Annotated in this window: 20 protein-coding genes; 3 read left to right on the top strand and 17 right to left on the bottom strand. The window is 37.4% G+C overall.

Annotated elements, in window-relative coordinates; all coding sequences use genetic code 11:
* Window positions 1–116: 116 nt before the first annotated feature.
* On the bottom strand, window positions 117–1,859 hold the full coding sequence (locus ACIQXV_RS02905) for a sigma 54-interacting transcriptional regulator (RefSeq protein ID WP_402955794.1): 1,743 nt from the start codon (window positions 1,857–1,859) through the stop codon (window positions 117–119).
* A 149-nt stretch (window positions 1,860–2,008) separates the two neighbouring features.
* On the opposite strand from ACIQXV_RS02905, the gene ACIQXV_RS02910 reads away from it, so the two are divergent.
* On the top strand, window positions 2,009–2,215 hold the full coding sequence (locus ACIQXV_RS02910; RefSeq protein WP_402956310.1) for a zinc ribbon domain-containing protein: 207 nt from the start codon (window positions 2,009–2,011) through the stop codon (window positions 2,213–2,215).
* A gap of 54 nt (window positions 2,216–2,269) precedes the next feature.
* On the opposite strand, the gene ACIQXV_RS02915 is transcribed toward ACIQXV_RS02910, so the two are convergent.
* Complete coding sequence (locus ACIQXV_RS02915; RefSeq protein WP_402955797.1) at window positions 2,270–3,043, bottom strand: SDR family oxidoreductase; 774 nt, start codon at window positions 3,041–3,043, stop codon at window positions 2,270–2,272.
* 147 nt (window positions 3,044–3,190) lie between these two features.
* On the opposite strand from ACIQXV_RS02915, the gene ACIQXV_RS02920 reads away from it, so the two are divergent.
* On the top strand, window positions 3,191–3,988 hold the full coding sequence (locus tag ACIQXV_RS02920; RefSeq protein WP_402955800.1) for a lipid II flippase Amj family protein: 798 nt from the start codon (window positions 3,191–3,193) through the stop codon (window positions 3,986–3,988).
* Window positions 3,989–5,215: 1,227 nt separating this feature from the next.
* Here ACIQXV_RS02920 and ACIQXV_RS02925 read toward each other — a convergent pair.
* Window positions 5,216–5,983 carry a 3-hydroxyacyl-CoA dehydrogenase gene (locus ACIQXV_RS02925; protein WP_402955803.1) on the bottom strand — a complete coding sequence of 256 codons (768 nt, stop codon included), beginning with the start codon at window positions 5,981–5,983 and terminating at the stop codon, window positions 5,216–5,218.
* Between the two features lie 184 nt (window positions 5,984–6,167).
* Window positions 6,168–7,379: an MFS transporter gene (locus ACIQXV_RS02930; RefSeq protein WP_402955805.1), complete on the bottom strand. Its 1,212-nt coding sequence runs from the start codon at window positions 7,377–7,379 to the stop codon at window positions 6,168–6,170.
* Between the two features lie 194 nt (window positions 7,380–7,573).
* Between ACIQXV_RS02930 and ACIQXV_RS02935 the strand changes: the two genes are divergently transcribed.
* Window positions 7,574–8,536 carry a D-2-hydroxyacid dehydrogenase gene (locus ACIQXV_RS02935; protein WP_402955808.1) on the top strand — a complete coding sequence of 321 codons (963 nt, stop codon included), beginning with the start codon at window positions 7,574–7,576 and terminating at the stop codon, window positions 8,534–8,536.
* A 250-nt stretch (window positions 8,537–8,786) separates the two neighbouring features.
* Here ACIQXV_RS02935 and ACIQXV_RS02940 read toward each other — a convergent pair whose 3' ends face one another.
* From ACIQXV_RS02940 to ACIQXV_RS03000, 13 genes are all read right to left on the bottom strand, one after another.
* Window positions 8,787–9,479, bottom strand: a complete 693-nt coding sequence (locus ACIQXV_RS02940) for an ABC transporter permease (protein WP_402955810.1) — start codon at window positions 9,477–9,479, stop codon at window positions 8,787–8,789.
* Complete coding sequence (locus ACIQXV_RS02945) at window positions 9,472–10,395, bottom strand: ABC transporter ATP-binding protein (protein ID WP_402955813.1); 924 nt, start codon at window positions 10,393–10,395, stop codon at window positions 9,472–9,474. Before ACIQXV_RS02945 ends, ACIQXV_RS02940 begins: the two co-directional genes overlap by 8 nt.
* A gap of 130 nt (window positions 10,396–10,525) precedes the next feature.
* Window positions 10,526–11,461, bottom strand: a complete 936-nt coding sequence (locus ACIQXV_RS02950) for a sensor histidine kinase (protein WP_402955816.1) — start codon at window positions 11,459–11,461, stop codon at window positions 10,526–10,528.
* A gap of 2 nt (window positions 11,462–11,463) precedes the next feature.
* Window positions 11,464–12,162: a response regulator transcription factor gene (locus ACIQXV_RS02955; RefSeq protein WP_402955819.1), complete on the bottom strand. Its 699-nt coding sequence runs from the start codon at window positions 12,160–12,162 to the stop codon at window positions 11,464–11,466.
* Between the two features lie 112 nt (window positions 12,163–12,274).
* A complete protein-coding gene (locus ACIQXV_RS02960) occupies window positions 12,275–12,421 on the bottom strand; it encodes a hypothetical protein (protein ID WP_402955822.1) in 147 nt (48 codons plus the stop codon).
* Window positions 12,422–12,925: 504 nt separating this feature from the next.
* The gene (locus ACIQXV_RS02965; protein WP_402956312.1) at window positions 12,926–13,411 is read right to left on the bottom strand and encodes a DUF456 domain-containing protein; all 486 of its coding nucleotides are present in this window, start codon (window positions 13,409–13,411) and stop codon (window positions 12,926–12,928) included.
* A gap of 18 nt (window positions 13,412–13,429) precedes the next feature.
* The gene (locus ACIQXV_RS02970; RefSeq protein ID WP_402955825.1) at window positions 13,430–14,119 is read right to left on the bottom strand and encodes a hypothetical protein; all 690 of its coding nucleotides are present in this window, start codon (window positions 14,117–14,119) and stop codon (window positions 13,430–13,432) included.
* 77 nt (window positions 14,120–14,196) lie between these two features.
* Window positions 14,197–14,655: an NUDIX hydrolase gene (locus ACIQXV_RS02975; protein WP_402955828.1), complete on the bottom strand. Its 459-nt coding sequence runs from the start codon at window positions 14,653–14,655 to the stop codon at window positions 14,197–14,199.
* A 54-nt stretch (window positions 14,656–14,709) separates the two neighbouring features.
* Complete coding sequence (locus ACIQXV_RS02980; RefSeq protein WP_402955831.1) at window positions 14,710–15,198, bottom strand: GNAT family N-acetyltransferase; 489 nt, start codon at window positions 15,196–15,198, stop codon at window positions 14,710–14,712.
* A gap of 153 nt (window positions 15,199–15,351) precedes the next feature.
* Window positions 15,352–15,873, bottom strand: coding sequence for a GNAT family N-acetyltransferase (locus ACIQXV_RS02985; protein ID WP_402956314.1), 522 nt, complete (start codon window positions 15,871–15,873; stop codon window positions 15,352–15,354).
* A gap of 250 nt (window positions 15,874–16,123) precedes the next feature.
* Window positions 16,124–16,561: an SRPBCC family protein gene (locus ACIQXV_RS02990; protein WP_402955834.1), complete on the bottom strand. Its 438-nt coding sequence runs from the start codon at window positions 16,559–16,561 to the stop codon at window positions 16,124–16,126.
* A 28-nt stretch (window positions 16,562–16,589) separates the two neighbouring features.
* The gene (locus tag ACIQXV_RS02995; protein ID WP_402955837.1) at window positions 16,590–16,958 is read right to left on the bottom strand and encodes a VOC family protein; all 369 of its coding nucleotides are present in this window, start codon (window positions 16,956–16,958) and stop codon (window positions 16,590–16,592) included.
* 390 nt (window positions 16,959–17,348) lie between these two features.
* A complete protein-coding gene (locus ACIQXV_RS03000; protein WP_402955840.1) occupies window positions 17,349–17,864 on the bottom strand; it encodes an RNA polymerase sigma factor in 516 nt (171 codons plus the stop codon).
* Window positions 17,865–17,899 lie beyond the last annotated feature (35 nt).

Below are 17,899 nucleotides of genomic sequence, written 5' to 3' on the forward strand. Positions count from 1 at the left end.
CATGTACCAATCAAGTCACTATTTTGTATATCAAAAATACACCATATACAAAAAGTGTCCAATATATGGACACCGATCTTTTCCCATTACCGAGAAGAAATTTCCCCCAAATTTTCTTATACTAGTTTATATTTCTTAATTTTTTCATATAATCCAGAGCGGCTAATCCCTAGCAATCTGGCTGCTTTCACTTTATTTCCCTGTACCTGCACAAGTGCTTTTTTAATTGCCTCGAGTTCAGCATTTTCCACCATAGACACATTTAGGGCAGGTTCATTAATTGGAACCTTCTTTATTAAATAATCCGGAAGGTCCTCGTATTTAATTTTTCCAGTTTCGGAAAATGTCATTGCCCGTTCCATGACATTCCGTAATTCGCGGACATTTCCAGGCCATTCATAGCTAAGCATCACTTCTCTTGCTTGATTCTCGATTCCTGTAATGCTTGTGCCTAAAATTTGATTGAATTCAATCATAAACTGACTGATTAAATGGTCAATATCATATGGACGATTTCGAAGGGGTGGAATATGAAGCGAAATGACGTTTAGGCGATAATATAAATCCTCTCTAAAAAGACCCTCTTTAACCATCTCTTCTAAATTCCTGTTCGTTGCGGCAATGATTCGAACATCTACTTTTATCTTGGCTGTTCCGCCAACTCGATAGAATTCCCGCTCTTGAAGGACGCGAAGCAACTTGGCTTGCAAGGATAAGGACATGTCGCCAATCTCATCAAGAAAAAGTGTTCCTCCGTTGGCCAGATCAAACTTTCCAAGTTTACCTTTTTGCCTTGCACCGGTAAATGCACCTTCTTCATAGCCAAAAAACTCAGATTCTAGCAAATCCTCAGGAATCGCTGCACAATTCACAACGACAAACTTACCCGAGCTTCTCGCACTACTGTTATGAATAGCATGGGCAAACAATTCTTTTCCTGTGCCGCTTTCACCGCGAATGAGCACCGTTGATCTGCCTTTCGCCGCCTTCGCTCCACTTTTCTTCAATTTTTCCATCAATGGATCCGTACTTAAAATATGCTCCCAGGTGAACCGGGCTGTTTCCGATTTCTGATATTGCTGATGATAGAAATTTGCTTTGTTCTCCGCCTTTTGCAGCTTTTTGAACAATTCGCTTACCTCGTTCAATTGTCGGAAGACAACCTTGCCAATTGCCCCAATGACTTTTTCATCCTCAAGGATGGGGATGCGATGAACGATATATTTAATCCCATTGATTTCTAAAAACCCGCTAACCTCCGCTGTTTCCGTTTCATAAACCTTTTCTAAATCCAGCTGCGGCAATACCTTCAGGGCTGGCTTGTACAGTACCCCGTCCAATGGAAGATTGAACAATTCCAGAAGCGGCGGGCTGACCATCGTGATGACTTTCTTTTCATCCGTCATGACAATTCCATCAAAAGCATGGTCAATCGCTGTTTCCAATGTTCTTTTTAATTTTTTTATCGTTTGCAGCTCTTGTGAGGTTTGCAGAAGGGACATGACCATATCGGTTTTCGTCAGGATGCCGACAACTCGATTAAGCTTATCAACGACAACACCTGTTCCAACCTGACTATTTTTAACGATTTCTTCAATTTTTTCATATGGCGTATCAACACTTATCTTTTCAACCTGCTTTTTTATGTAATGTTTAATTGGAGTTGAAAGTGGGGTTTCTTCTGTCACCATTTGATGCAGGCTGCTTCGGGTAAAAACTCCGACTGGATGTCTGCTTGAGTCTGTAACAGGCAAAAGGTTCCACTTCTTTTGGTACATAAGGGTAATCGCTTCTTTTAGAGTTGTTTCTATGGTAACAATAAAATCAACTGGCGTAATAATTTCTTTAAATTGGAGCATATCATCACTCCCTACTTTTTACATATCTCTATTGTAACAAATTTGCGTGATACTTTTGAATATTTTAACAACAATCAAATTTATATTTGAATCTTTTAAACTTTTTAATCGTAGATATTTAAAGAGAATTTATTGAGGAGTGAAAAATGATGAGCGAAAAAGGTTGTATTAAATGTGGAAGCAGAGATACCGGCACAAAAGATGTGGCTATGACTGGAACAGGTCTATCAAAAATTATGGATATCCAGCACAACAGCTTTACGGTAGTTTTTTGCAAGAAATGTGGTTATTCTGAGTTTTATAATAAGAAAACTTCGACAGCATCGAATATAGTTGATTTGTTTTTTGGAGGTTGATTAAAGATTTGGGGATTTGTATAGCAAAGGGGCTCAATAAATTAGAGCCCTGATTTATCTTTTAAACCCACCCTCTGAATGAATAATTTGGCCGGTAATCCAAGCGGCATCATCACTTACTAAAAACTTTATCATTTTTGCAACATCATCCGGATGTCCTATTCTACCGAAAGGAAACAATGGCTGCAGGTCACTCTTTATCGTTTCTGTCATCCATCCTGTGTCGGTTGGTCCTGGGTTTATGGCATTCACCGTAATTCCCAAAGGGGCGAGTTCTGCCGAAAGCGTAATTGTCAGTGCATCGACTGCCCCTTTTGTTGTTGCGTATGCTAATTCTCCAGGCATTGGTCCCCGAAATTGACCTGAAGTAAGGTTAACGATTCTTCCGCCATCTTTCTTATCAAACCTTTTCGCAAATTCAGTGCTTAAAAGTGTTGTAGCACGAACATTCACCATATAATGCTTATCTAGTTCTTCTGCTGTTAGGTTAGAAAAATTATTATTAGTTGAAAATGCTGCGTTATTAATTAAAATGTCAGGATGACCAAGCTCTTCATTAACTCTATTAAAAAGATGTACTGGCGCATCTATATTAGATAAGTCCAACTCCATACAAGATGCCTTGACACCTTTTTGCAATAATTCTTCTTTTAATTTCATTGGCTCATTCATTTCAATACTCCAAGGCATTTCTTTATCATATTCAGTCCAATAGGTAAAAAATATATGATATCCTTCATCGGCTAACACTCTGCAAATAGCCGCTCCAATCCCTTTAAGCCGGCTTGCTCCTGTAATAATTGCTACCTTTCCTTTAACATGTTTCATACATTATTCCTCCAAATTGTCTTAATAAAGTTGTCGACTTTGGCATTTATTGTATTTATTTTACTACTTTCTATAGTAAAATTAATACTCACTTGGTAATTTATTATATATTAAGATTAGAAACTAATAGATTGTTGGTGTTTTGAATTGACGATAAAGATTTTCATTATAATATTTTTGACTATTATTATTCATGGGACTGAAACGTTATCCTATAGTATTCGCTTGGGTGGAATTAGGCTCAAGAAGATTGCAGTATCATTATCACTGACTGGCATTGTGCTCTTGATTGCCCGAACATCAAATATGTTTCAGGCTCCTTTATTAGGGGCAATTGTGGATAACGCAAAGGATAATTCCTCAATAGATGTGCTAAATGTGTTTCGTATTGCTTTGCTGGCTGCATCCGCTGGAACACTCATGGCTTTATTTTTTTATCCTACTTTTACTCGATTGGCTATGCTTATGATTAAACGATTAGAGATAGACGGTTCCGTCATTTCCATGATGAAATTGTCTAATATTCATAAATTAAGAAGAACAGAAACGTATATAAGGCGACCAAAAGTTTCAATGCTGCATCGACTCCGTATTGGCGGAATCCCGAAACGAATCATGCTCATCAATATTATTGTTACCGCCATTTACACTTCAGGAATATTGGCTGCATTGTATGCATCTGTGTTGAATCCTGGTCATAGTGCTACCTCTAACATGGCTACAGGTGTAGTAAATGGTATTGCGACTATCCTCTTGACCCTATTTCTGGACCCGCAAATTGCTCTAATGACTGAACGGGCGCTAAATGAAGGGGATGGAGATGACAAGATGACAAAAACCTATGCATGGCTTATGGTGGCAAGATTCTTTGGTACGCTTCTGGCTCAACTTTTATTAGTTCCGTCTGCGTATTTCATTTCTTGGGTAAGTAGTTTGTTGGCTTAACACATTAGTAATACAAAAAGGGAAAGCCACCGCTCCTTACGGGTTCTGTTTCCTATTGCAAACATTAAAAATGTAACCAAAAAAATAGTTTGGAGAGTCAATTTTTATATAAAAAGAAATGGCTTGTAATTTCTTTATTAGTAGGGATCCTCAAAGAGAAACTGTATAGATGTTAATATTTATACATGTCTCTGAAGCTGTTCTTTCTGTACTAACGGGCAGGTTACTTTAAGAATGATTATAATTGAATAAAGAACTTAACTCAGAGGTGTTGCTGTTTCTTAATTAAGGAGGTATATGATGAAGTTTTTTATAAAGTTAAATACTATTAGTGCCTTATACGCTATAGCGTTGTTTATAGCAATCGAACTCATAGTAAATGTATCTCATATTAGTACGTTAACTGGCTGGGAATGGGATAATGTTTACTTTGTAATTGCTGTTATTAATGTTATTGGACTGCTACTTTCGACAATTTTATTCATTTGCTTAACAAAAAAATGGACTATAGGTAGAAGATACAGCTATTTGTCACTCCTTTTGTGGGCACCATATTTTATTCTTTTTTTCTCTTTTTTCCCTGTTGTTTTTCCTATTAATGCAGGAGTAACACTTTTTCCGAGATTTAGCCTTCTGATTTATGGGTCTGTCATTCTGTATCCTGTTTACATATTATTTATTAATCTATATGCTTCACCTCTACGTACAGATTATGAGGAATAAGACGTTAATAATGAAGGTCACTTTTTGCACCTAATTCATCTCGCTTATTGAACTCTAATGGGGGGCTTTAACACAGTAATGAATAAAATTACTATGCCTAAAACATGCAAGTTTTTATGCACAACTTGCATATTTTGTCTTTTTTTTCATTAATAAAATTTACTGCCATATACATCATTTTTTAATTGCCAAATACACCCATAGGGCTCCAAGACAAGACCTTAAACGCTTATCTATGGATACATATAAACAAAGATAAAAAGCACATCAGATCAAGGTTTTTATGCTAATACTGTAATAAGGGTACGTTAGTAGATGAAGCTTTAAAATAAAAATCTGGAGTAGCTCAGTTCAAATAGGACTGTGCTTTTTTACTTTCACATTTAAAAGCACCGCAAAATGCGGTGCAATTTCATATACATTTTCCTAAGGATCTTCAGTTACAAAAACACATTTTGCGATAGGCAACGGAACCTGTTACGCCGCTCCCCCCTTCTTTTCATTTTATTTCGGCTGCATCCGAATCGCCCCATCGAGTCTGATTGTTTCTCCATTCAGCATTGGATTTCCGATGATACTTTGGACGAGCTGGGCATACTCTTTTGGATACCCGAGTCTTGGCGGGAAAGGAACCATTTTTCCTAAAGAATCCCTCGCTTCCTGTGGCAGGGTATCAAACATTGGTGTATGGAAAAGTCCTGGGGCAATCGTCATCACACGGATTCCATATCTGGCTAGTTCTCTCGCAATCGGCAGTGTCATTCCGACAATTCCACCCTTTGAGGCACTATAGGCAGCCTGGCCGATTTGTCCGTCGTAAGCTGCAACCGAAGCGGTATTAATAATAACACCTCTTTCGTTTTGGTCATTCACTTCGTTACTCATCATCTTCTCTGCTGCCAACCGAATGACGTTGAAGGTACCAATTAAATTGACATTAATTACTTTTGAAAATAGTGCTAGATTATGTGCGCCATTTCGTCCAAGCACCTTTTCCGCTATTCCAATTCCAGCACAATTCACAACCGTATTCACTCCACCCATAAATTCAGCAGCATTATTAACCGCTTCTTGAATATCCTCTTCCTTCGTTACATCTGCTTTTAAAAATAATACAGCTTCCCCTAATTCATTTTGAAGCCTTACTCCATTTTCTTCTGATTGATCAAAGATGACTGCCTTTCCGCCATTTTGAACAATATTGCGAACTGTTGCTTCACCAAGTCCTGATGCGCCTCCTGTTACAACCGCACGACAATCTTGTAATTTCATAACTCTTTCCTCCTCACTTAATTTCCTAACCTCCTATTTTGCAAGAATTGTGCCAGATACGTTTTTTCGACGGAAACCCTGGTACGAATAGTTCATCCCTTTCAAATGTATATGGTTTGGACAGTTTTTTAAAAAAATGCCCAGAAAATGTACAGTGTATAGAAAAAAGGCCAGATCCTCATAATCAAAATGAGGTTCTGACCTTTTTCTTAGGAACCAAGCTTTCCCGTGATGCTATCCGTTTCTTTCTTTCCATAAATAAAACTAAGACAATGGCGAAAATGAGAAAAAGACTCGCAATCCGAAAGATGGATGCTGTCTCAACAAATTGCGCGAGTACACCAAAAATAATCCCACTTAACCCTATCCCCAAATCGATAGACGAGAAGATCATCCCATTTGCCACTCCGCGACGTTTTGACGGTGTCATTAACAATGCCCAGGATTGCAGTGTTGGTATCAAACAGCCGAATCCAACACCAAATAATACACCGGCAATGGCAATAAAAAGACTCGAATGGGCAAAGGAGAGCACCCACATTCCGATAAACGTCATTGAAGTACAGAACAGCACCAATCCTATCGGGCCTTTCTCATCAAACCATTTTCCAGCAATTGGTCTTGCTAAAGTGGCCATTATCGCATTAAACACATAGAATAAAAAGATTTGCTCAATTCCCCGTTCCTGTCCAAAGATCACGATAAATGTTACTACCGATCCATAGCCAAGATTAATGATGATCGTTATAAATGCCGGAAACCAGCTTGATTTTTCTACCGATGATCCTACATAAGAGAATTTCAGTTCTTCTTTTCGTGTGTTTAATACTGCCTCAGGAGTTTGATAACGGACAATCGTAAGCAAAAATATTGCGATGACTCCTAATGCCGCTGAAATGTAAATAAGATTTGTAAAAGAAGTAATATTATATAAAAAGATTCCTAGACTTGGAGCAATAATCATGCCAATGGTAATCGAAAGACCATAATAGCCCATCCCCTCACCTAGCCGTGAATTAGGAATCACATCGACCGCAGCTGTGCCATTAACCGTTGTTGACCAGCCCCAGACAAGGCCATGTACGAAGCGGAATAGCAGGAAAATCAACACTACTTGCGAAAACGGATATAAAATCGTAACGAGTAAAAGCATGATAGCTCCAGTTATTACAAGTGACTTCCTAGGCTTGTATTCCAGCATAAAGCCGATAAATGGCCGGCTAAGTACAGCACCAATCGAAAACAATGCAGTCACTAAACCAATTTCTAACCCTGATGCCCCAATTGATTTGATATAAGGCGGCAAAGTTGGAATAAGCATTTGAAATGACATAAACACAAAAAGGTTCCCCACCATAAGCATAATAAACGACTTTGTCCACAAACGCTCCTTCAATTAATCCCCACCCTTTTACAAAAAAAGAACCTTCGCAATGAAGATCCGCTTACTTTTAATTTATTTAGTATCGCTAAATAATAGCACATGAGTTAGAAAAGGGAAAATCAGAAGATTTTTCAAAATATGTTAATAATTCCGCTTACTTACGTTATCATTATTATATATATATATATTCAGAACGGAGGAATCGTATGAATAAAAGGAAAATGGTCATCGCACAAAAATTAGAGCAGGATCAAATCGAACAAATTAAGAACGTCATTCCTGATTGGGAATTGATTGTAAGCAAAGATAAAGAGATCTTTCAGGAGCATGCCAAAGATGCTGAAATTATTGCCGGCTGGAAAAAAGGCTTAGAAGATTATTGCCTTGGCCAGCAGTCAAAGCTTAAATGGCTGCAAACATGGAGCGCGGGTGTCGATTCCCTGCCGCTTGAAACATTACAATCTAAAAACATTACCTTAACAAGTGCAAATGGTGTACACGCCTATCCCATTTCCGAAACCATTTTCGCGTTAATGCTCGGCTTAACAAGAAAAATCCATACATATGTCAAAAACCAACAAGCGAAAACATGGCATCATGCCCACATGGGTCTTGAAATTCATGAAAAAACAATTGGAATTATTGGCGTAGGAGAGATTGGCAAAGAAACTGCGAAAATTGCCAAGGCCTTTAGGATGAACGTACTTGGTGTAAGAAACTCAGGCAGGCCCGTTGTCTATGTAGATGAAATGTATACACCAGATCAGTTAGACCTTCTATTGCCAAAGTGTGATTATGTAGTGGTTACCTTGCCACATACGAAGGAAACACATCAATTATTTGGTGCTGATCAGTTTAAGCGGATGAAGTCCTCTGCCTTTTTTATTAATATCGGCCGCGGAGAAATCGTGGTGGAGGAGGAGTTGGTTCAGGCATTACAGGAAGGAACGATTGCCGGAGCTGGCCTGGATGTTTTTGAAAAAGAACCATTAAGTACGGAAAGTCCGTTATGGGAAATGGAAAACGTCATAATAACACCTCACACTTCCGGTTCCACCGAGCATTATAATAAGCGGGTAATCGAAAACATACTAATCCCTAACCTAAAAGACTATCTTTCCGGAAAAACGCCAACAATTAATCTTGTTGATTTTTCAAAAGGATATTAAAAAATAAAAGCGTAAGCGCCCAGGTCATCGGCGTATGGCCTGGAGCGCTCCAACTGAGATAAAGGAAACACGAAGAGACGGAGACGATTCGATGTTGACTTATCGTAGGGCGGAGAGCGAAGGACACTAGCCGCTAGGGCGCTGGAGCTAGACAATTCTCAAAGTCAAAATTTATACTCCCTTTCATCTTTTAACAAAAACTCGTCTAAATGGACGAGTTTTTTCAGTAAAAGAGATTGTTCCTGCGAAACTAGTTAACATCCACTTTTTCAATATTCCTAATGGCAAAGTATGCGATTAAGCAGCCAATGGCAGCGAGTGAAATGGGGATTGCAATAAACGAGAAAACTGTTACATCATTATTCGTTGAGTTTGTAAGTGACGCCAAGATGATCGCAGATATAATCGTTGCAGGAACTGACTTTTTCCTCATTCCAAAAAACAGTGGAATTAAGGCTATACCTGCCGCCGCAATGGCTCCAAGGATCATACTGATCATTCCGTCCTTTACTACTTCAACAGTTAAGGCCTTAGGAACAAAGTGGAAATAGGAATCGGCTAAATAAAAGGCGCCGCCTATAAAAATATTTGAGAAGAATATCGTAAAAAATGTAAAACAGGCAACGATTAGCAACTTCGCCATCATAATTTTCTTCCGTTTAATTGGGTACATGAACATCAACGTGATGGAGTTACTTTTATACTCTTCAATGAATAGCCTTGCAATAAGTACCGAAGCAAAAATAATAAATGCTGCTCGAATTAAGACGCCGAAATCTGTAAAGGCTGTTTCATAGCTTACGAAGGCAATGTTGCCATCACTTTTTTCTCCGAAATAAATCAAACATAAGAAGCCCATAATCACGAAATTGGTAATTAGTATCCCTTTTAAGTAGGAATATAGTTTGAATTTTTTTATTTCAAGACTGATTAATTTACGCACTGATTCCACCCCCATTCATTAATGTTAAGAAATAATCTTCAAGTGAATGATTCTTTTTATTGATTTCCTCAATCATGACTCCATTTAAAATAAGAGCCTTAGATATTTCTGACTGCGATGTTACTGTATCATAGATTCTGAAGCGCGATTCACCGATTACTTTAAAGTTTGTTAGATGGAGAATTTCATCCAGAACATAAAAGGCCTTTTTCACATCGTTAACAAAAAGCTCGATATACTCCGTATTTTGTTCATGGATTTCGTCCATCGAAACTTCTTTGATTAATTTTCCGTCATTGATTACACCAATTGTATCGGCAATTTGCTCCATTTCTCCTAAAATATGCGATGAAATCAGCATGGTAATTCCATATTCACGGCAGAGCATATGAAAAAGGTCGCGAAGTTCTTTAATACCCACTGGATCAAGACCGTTAATCGGTTCATCTAAAATTAACAATTCTGGCTTGGTGATAATTGCCCGAGCGATTCCGAGACGCTGCTTCATTCCAAGTGAGAAATCTTTCACTGATTTATCCTCGATATTTTTTAATTTGACTAATTCAAGGGCTGCATCAATCGCCTTTTTGTCGTAATAACCCATATACTCGCAGTGGAGCTCTAGATTTTCACGTGCCGTCAGCCTGTCATAAAAAACAGGATATTCGATAATGCTCCCCATCCGCTTTAACACTTCATAGGAGGTATTGGTTAATTTTTCACCAAAGATTTCAATTTCTCCGCTCGTTGGCTTCACTAGATTGGTCAGCATCTTCATGATCGTTGTTTTACCCGCACCGTTTGGCCCAAGAAATCCGTAGATCTCGCCTTTTTTTACCTTCATATTGACATTCGTAACAACTCCCTTGCCCTTATAGGCTTTTGTTAGTTGGTTTGTTTTAATAATGTAGCTCATAAATTTTCAGCTCCCCTTCGTCTTTAACTACTTTTATTTTAGTCAGCAGTATTTTCTTTTTTATTAATCAAATCTTACGAAATTCTTAAGAAAGAAAGGATGACTCTTAATTGAGGCACCCTTAGCTGTATTAGTATGTAATTCGCTTTAATTGAACGGTAAAAGTTGTTTTTTCATATGGCTTGCTGTTGAGAAAAATTTGTCCGTCCATTTTTTCCACGAGGCGTTTGGTAATGGTGAGACCGAGCCCGCTGCCTTGATAGGATTTATTTCTTGAATCCTCCAGTGTGTACATTCGTTCAAACACTAAATCCTTGTGGAGCTCACTGATTCCCTTGCCATTATCCCACACGTCAACGTAAACCGACTGTTCATCACTTCTCAGCGTCAACCCCAGGGACTTTCCTTCTCCTCCATATTGAATCGCATTGGAAAGTAAATTATTTAAGACCCTGTCGAGTTCTTCTTCATTCCCAAGCGCATAAAGCATCGTTTCAGGCAGCTCAATCGCTACGTCAAAGCCCTTTGTGGTCAACACCTCATAAAAATGTAAAATATTCTTCTGGCACACTTCATTCATATTCACCCTTGTTAGCGGCAGATCTTTATCCCCGGACTCAAGCTTGGCTAAATCAAAGAACTTCTTAATTAAGTCTAAAACTTCGACCGTTTTACCGTGTACTTTTTGCAAAAGCTCCTCAGTTTCCTCTTGATTTCTATTCTTTTCATTCAACATAATCTCAATATAGCCTAGGACCACGGTCAGCGGCGTTTTTAAATCATGCGAGATATTGGAGAGCATTTTTCGCATCGAGATCTCCGTTTTATTGTAGCTCGCCATCATTTTTTGATTATGTTCTAAGAGACGGTTGATTTCGATTAAAACCTGTTTAAGTTCCACATCATCCGTTTGCAATAACAGCTTTTCATCCGTTTTTCCGTCGATCATCTGCTTCAGCTTTTTGTGTATGTACGTTAGGTTTTCTTTATGGTGGCTTCGTGATTTATATTGCAAAATATTTAATCCTACTAAGGCAAATATGATAATGAGTGAAAAAATAACCATCGTTAAAACTCCCCAAGTTTATAGCCGATACCCCATAAAGTTTTGATGTACTGCGGTTTAGACGGGTCTTCCTCGATTTTCTCCCGCAGTCTTCTCATATGAACGTTAATCACATTTTCATCACCGAAATACTCGTCTTCCCATATTAAGCTATAAATTTGCGCCTTTGTATAGACGCGGCTAGGGTGTGAGATAAATAGTTTCAGAATATGAAACTCCTTAGCGGTCAGCTTGATTTCTTTCCCACCTTTTTGTGCTGAAAAATTGTCTATATCAAGGGTCAGGTCTCCCACAGTCAGAAGTTTGTTCTCCTGCTTTTGCTCCGTTCGCGAATAGTGAGTTGCTCTTCTGATTGCTGCTTTCACCCTCGCTGTCAGCTCGATCATTGAAAACGGCTTAGCGATATAATCATCCGCCCCAAAGCCTAATCCAAGTGCTTTGTCTAAGTCCCCGTCCTTAGCCGACATGATCAGCACGGGTATCATACTTTTTTCACGGATAATTTTTAAAAATTCCATTCCATCTAGCTTAGGCAGCATGAGGTCTAGTAAGATCAAATCAAACGTGTCGTTTGCAAACACCTCAAGCGCCTCTTCCCCGTCAAATGCCGGCACGACCTCAAAGCCATCTTTGGTAAATTGACCTCGGACCATTTCACTGATGGCCGCGTCGTCTTCTACTAATAAAATTTTATGTTTCATGGTATCCTCCACTTGGTCATTCCTATATGGTTAATTTCCATATTATCTCTGAAAAATCCTTTTTTTGTCGAAAAAAGAGAGACTACTTTAAAGTCTCCCTTGTGTAATAATACTATGATTTTTTATATCTACTAGGATTAAATTTTTCACTCGCTTTAAAGTTATATACCGGTTTGATAAAGCTCACAATCTCAACTGTTTCTACGACTTTTTCTAAAATTTCATTCATCGATTTGTAGGCCATTGGCGCTTCATCCACTACCGTCTCCTGGATATTTGGGCAACGTATTTTTGGGGCAAAATCATCACTTGAGGATAATATAAAAACTACTGGCTTATAACGACAAACCCCAGCCAACAACCTAATAAAAAATTGGGTATAACCATCAAAACACCAGCCCAAATCATTTTCTTTGTTATCAATTTTGCTGCACCAAGGTAAGGATTGGAAAAATTAATCCCCATCCCAAGAAGAGGGGAGTAGCCGCCAGATATAGTGACATTGGCAGTATTAGAATTGAAGATAGAACAAGAAGTTTAGGTTTCCTTGTACATAGGGCTATAATGGAGAGAATTAGGGAGGCAATCGTACAAGGCCAAAATAATAACTGCATAAAACACCTCCAGAATTTTAATGGTCTTTATATTTATTCAGGAAGAATAAGTAGATACCTATTATTCGTTACTTTTCTTAATAAAGGCAATAAAATCCAGTATGCAAACACTAGAAGGAACCTTTTCATGCAACGAAAAGCCTGCTTTCTTAAAAAATCACACCAAATACAAAGACGCCAATCATAATGAGCTGAATCATCGCTTTTGCTAACGTCCCGCTAAAAAAGGCAATTAAGGTTGCAAAAGCCACTTTTCTGGATTCTTGGAATGTTTTCTTTTGCATCATTTCAGCAAATAATACCAATGCAAATGGCACAATAATGACTCCAAAAGGCGGGATCACAAAGCTTCCAACAATTAAACCAATCGTAGCTGCTCTCGTTCCCCACTTAGATCCCCCAGCTTTATCAACAAAGTGAAGATTTGCTAAATAATCTGCTAAAAACAATAAAACCGTCAATAACCCGAGCATGGTCCACGTTATCCAAGTAAGCTCATTTGGATTAATCCCAAAATGATATAACACCACTCCAGCCCAAATCAGCAAAACAGAAGGGATAATCGGGTAAACGAGTCCAACAAAACTAAAGATAAAACATGCAATAATAATAATCCAAAATAGTATGTTTAGGATATGAAGCACCTCTTTTTCCTATTCCGATTTAAAGTCAATCTTCTTTGCTTGGTACATCTTATCCTTAAACTCATAGGTAATTTCAACTGACCCAATGAACATGGCAGGAGTAATCTGAGCTGGAATGGAAGCCACCAATTGATGATCAACCACGTCATATTTGATGATGCTGCCAAAACCAACATCATTAAACATGTGCTCTGGCGGAATTTGAAACTTGTCTATATTAATGACTGTAGTCTTCCCACCAATGGTCACTTTAACCTTATGTTGTGTCAGCTTGGTTTTAACATTTTTCAAAATAACCGCGATCGGGTTGTCTACTAAAACCTCATGATAGTTTTCCCCTATATTGGTTTGAATTTTATGCAATACATGGACTTCACTGTCTAGAACACCTGTCCCATAGCCCTTGGTCAATACAAAAATCAAATCCTTCTTGCCATCATGGTTTAAGTCATTGTACAAAATTATTGGCGCATAGGTAGGATTGGTTACATTGATCCAAAAAGGAAAAAACTTGATTCCCCCTCCTATTTTCATCTCAAATCCTTCATACATACCATCTACTTCAGTCGCATATAAAATAACATTGGCTTCTTCTGATTTTGATATAACCTTTTTAGGATTGGAGCTGGCTTTTGCCACACTTTGACCATTAAAAAAAATGTTAATTATCATAAGTAAAAACAGAACTTTGTTCCGCATATAAACCACCTCATGATTAACATGTCTTCGGGCAAATATTACTATACTGATCCTTTTTATGAACAATAAAAGTTTACTTAAACACACAATTGTTCATTAAAAACAGTTATGGAATGAACCTTTTGATTTAATAATCTATCCACTATTTTCCTTATTACGATTGTCTCACGAAGGTCATTATTATCAAAATTCATAAGTTCAGTTACCTTTATCCATTTGCTATCGATAATTTCGTCCTCCTCAATCTTCAATGAACCTCCGGTAATTTCGCCAGTGAAATGAAATAAAATCACTTGATCATTTGAATTACTGATAAAGTTATATATCCCAGTTGTACCAGTAAGATTCACATCCAAACCTGATTCTTCTTTTACTTCCCTACAGGCAGCATCGAGTATGTCCTCTTTATACTCAATACGACCGGATGGAAAATTCCACTTATTAATTGCAGATGGTTTATTTTCTTTAATAATCAAAACTTCGTCGCCTTTGATTATTGATACACTTACAACTAAAACAATGCCATTTTGAGTCATTTTTCTTATCCTCAATTTTTTATTATTAAATCTCTTCCTATCATCTTCTATTATTTATTTTTTTGATTTAATGGAATAAATCGCTTGCTCAACTCCAAATCTACTAATTGTTCTTTCCAATTCCATCCCTACTCTCTCTAAAAGCCTACAAGAGGAGGTATTGGCAGTTTGTGTTTCAGCAACTACTTTTGCAAGATTCAATTCATTTAATGCAAAATTAATTATCACTTGAACTACTTCTGTTGCATAGCCAGATCCCCACCAATTCGGTAAAAACTGATACGAGATTTCCAGGTAAACTCCATCGTGGTGAGGGTCAAGAGAAAATAAACCAATAAAATTCTCTGTGAGTTTTTCTCTTACAACCCAATAATAAGAGTCGTCACTTGTATTAAACATATCATCTAAAACTATTCCAATCGAATCTTCGTGACGTATACCACCCAGAAATCTTCTTACTTCCTGATTTACAAATAATTTTTTCACATCAACATAATCCGATTTTTGAAAGGCATTAATAAAACATCTCTCTGTTTCAAACAAATAATTCAGCCCCTTTAGTTCTAGGAAAACTCTCTTAAACAAGATTATCCTACAAATGACGCGAATATTTAATCATTTTAGTTATTGTGGAGAAACCGTTGTTTATGCTGAGAATATGTTTGCAAAGGGAAAAACTTTAAAAATGAATGTAAATTATTCAATCCAAAACCTTTTGATAATATTTCCATCTTCCTCAATAAAGTCAGTATCTGATACCCCACCATTATTCAATATAGTTTTTTTCGACCCTATATTACTTTCGTCACAAACAACAAGAACTTTATGAATCCCTAATTCTTTAGCTTTTTCTAATGATAAAGATAAAAGTTTAGTAGAATATCCTTTTCGCCTCTCAGAAGGACGGATACCGTAACCAATATGTCCGCCACAGTTAAATAGCTTGTCCGTGAGTCGATGCCGAATATTAACAGCTCCAACAACTTTATTTAGTTCATTAACTAACCAGAACGTGGAGTCAGGTACCCAATTTTCAGGGAGATTTATTCCTTTCTCGGAATCGAGTAAAAATTGAATCATTTCTTGGAAATTTGAAGGGTCTTTACTAATGACCCAAGGGATCATTTCTTCCCCACTTTCTTTCCATTCCTGGTAAAAGGATAGATATTCAGATTTTAATTCTATTGTTGGTCGAGTTAAATATACATTTGGCTCTATTGGATTCACCTTCTAACAAATTTTTTCGAAAATCTTCTGACTCTATTATTTTTTAGAATATCATTACTGCAGTGACAATTAAAAATTTTTCATTATCTTTAATTTATTGATGTCACAACGTCGATTAGCTCATCAATGGTTCCAATGCATAAAACTTCATTTTTTCTATCTCCCTTTTTTAAAGAAAAACCACACGCTTTGAATCATATAAACCCTGCAAAAAAAAGAGCCAACCAGCTCTTTTTACAGGTCAATCCTTCACTAACCCGCCTCTTAATTGATTCACTCCAAATTCTAGATATCCTTTTAAACAAGTAAGCATGAAAACCCAGCCCTCTTTATTATCTAGCAATTGAGGGATTAACTCATTATCGCTTTCATTAAACCCTTCTTCTTTAACTTCAATTATTGTAGTTGAGTGATCTAGTTCATTCAACGTTATCGAAACAATGTGTCCTTCACCATTTGCCCCCCACCGGAAAACAGTCTTTTTATTTACTTCGACTTCCATTACTTCGATTTCAAGTTGCGCATTGTATTCATCATATCTCAATCCAATCGTCTTGCCCTCTTCCCATCGTTCCGAACTTGAAGAGAACCAAAAATTCCCGATTTTAGAAGGATCAACGAACGCCTCAAATACTACGTTTGCTGGTTTGTTTATTTTCATTTTTGTCAGGTTGTTCATTCACATTCATCCTTTATCTGTATTCTAGTTATTTTTGATAATTAAGCAGCCACCCAATGCCAAAATGATCAACAACGTTTGCATGAATCGCACCCCAAAACGTATCCTGTAGTGGGGCAGTAATTTTTCCAGATTGACTAAGCGTATCATACACTCTTCTAATTTCTTCTTCACTATCACATTCCAAGCTGATTCGTACGTTATCCCCTTCATGGGTATTACCAAAGGTATCTGAAAAGTGAATGATACTACTCCCCAGATGAAGCTCAGCATGCAAACACTTTCCGTCACCGCTTTTTTGAACATTTGTGATTTCCCCGCCAAATAGATTTTGGTAAAACTCCATTACTTCTTTACAGTTATCTATAAACACATATGGACTTGCACTCTTCATCATTGTTCCTCCAAGTATCTGTATATATCTTCATTTAAAAAAGGACTGCTTCAAAAAATTAGATAAAATAATAGAGCTGCTTGAAAAAGATAAATCAAATTAATCAATTAACTGCTTAATATTTCTCCCTTTAAGGTAATGCATGAGGTGTTATAAAAGCAAAAGGAAAAGAAGATCAACAAACCGACCACCCCTCCAATATTCAGTTGCAACTCCATTCTAACATTTTCGACTACTTTAAAAACCTATCATTCTTCGACAAAATTCGAAGTGTACCAAGCGACTCGATTTTTCAAATTTCTTTAGTTAAATGAAGGACTTTTTCAGGGAAAATCCAACGAGATTAGTCCTTCATCAGGTGATGAAGGACCTTCCGGTTCTGCCTTATATAGATTAAGCGGATAATTGTTTGTGGAACAGTAATTTAAGTTGTTTCCTTGCTCTGTAAATTCTAGTTTTAACAGTGCTGGGCTTTAGATCGAGGATGCTAGCAATTTCATTCTCTTTTAAACCGTTTCCAAGCTTAAGCATTAGCACATCCCTATACTCATGCGTCAGCTTCCCAATGGCACAGTTCAATTCCTCCACCAAAATACCTGTTTCCACTTCATCTTCTACGTTTTGCTTCATTTCTTTCCCCAAGAATTCTAGCATTTCCTGCTCCATCAGAATCGCTTTCTTCTTCCTTTCACTGCGAACAAAATCAATCGCTGTTCTGGTAGCAATGACGGATAACCAAGCACCTACTTTCGTTTCATCTTCAATCGTTTCAACTTTTTTCATTGCTTTAATAAACGTTTCCTGAACGACATCCTCCGCCAGGTGCAAATCTCTTGTGATGGAATAGCTTATATGAAAAAGACGTTTATAATACATTCTATATACCTCTGAAAAATCAATCTTATTCACGATTTATCTCCCCTATCATGTCCTTTCTAAATGGT

Origin of the sequence: Neobacillus sp. NPDC097160 (assembly GCF_044762155.1) — a bacterium.
Classification (GTDB): Bacteria; Bacillota; Bacilli; order Bacillales; family Cytobacillaceae; genus Neobacillus.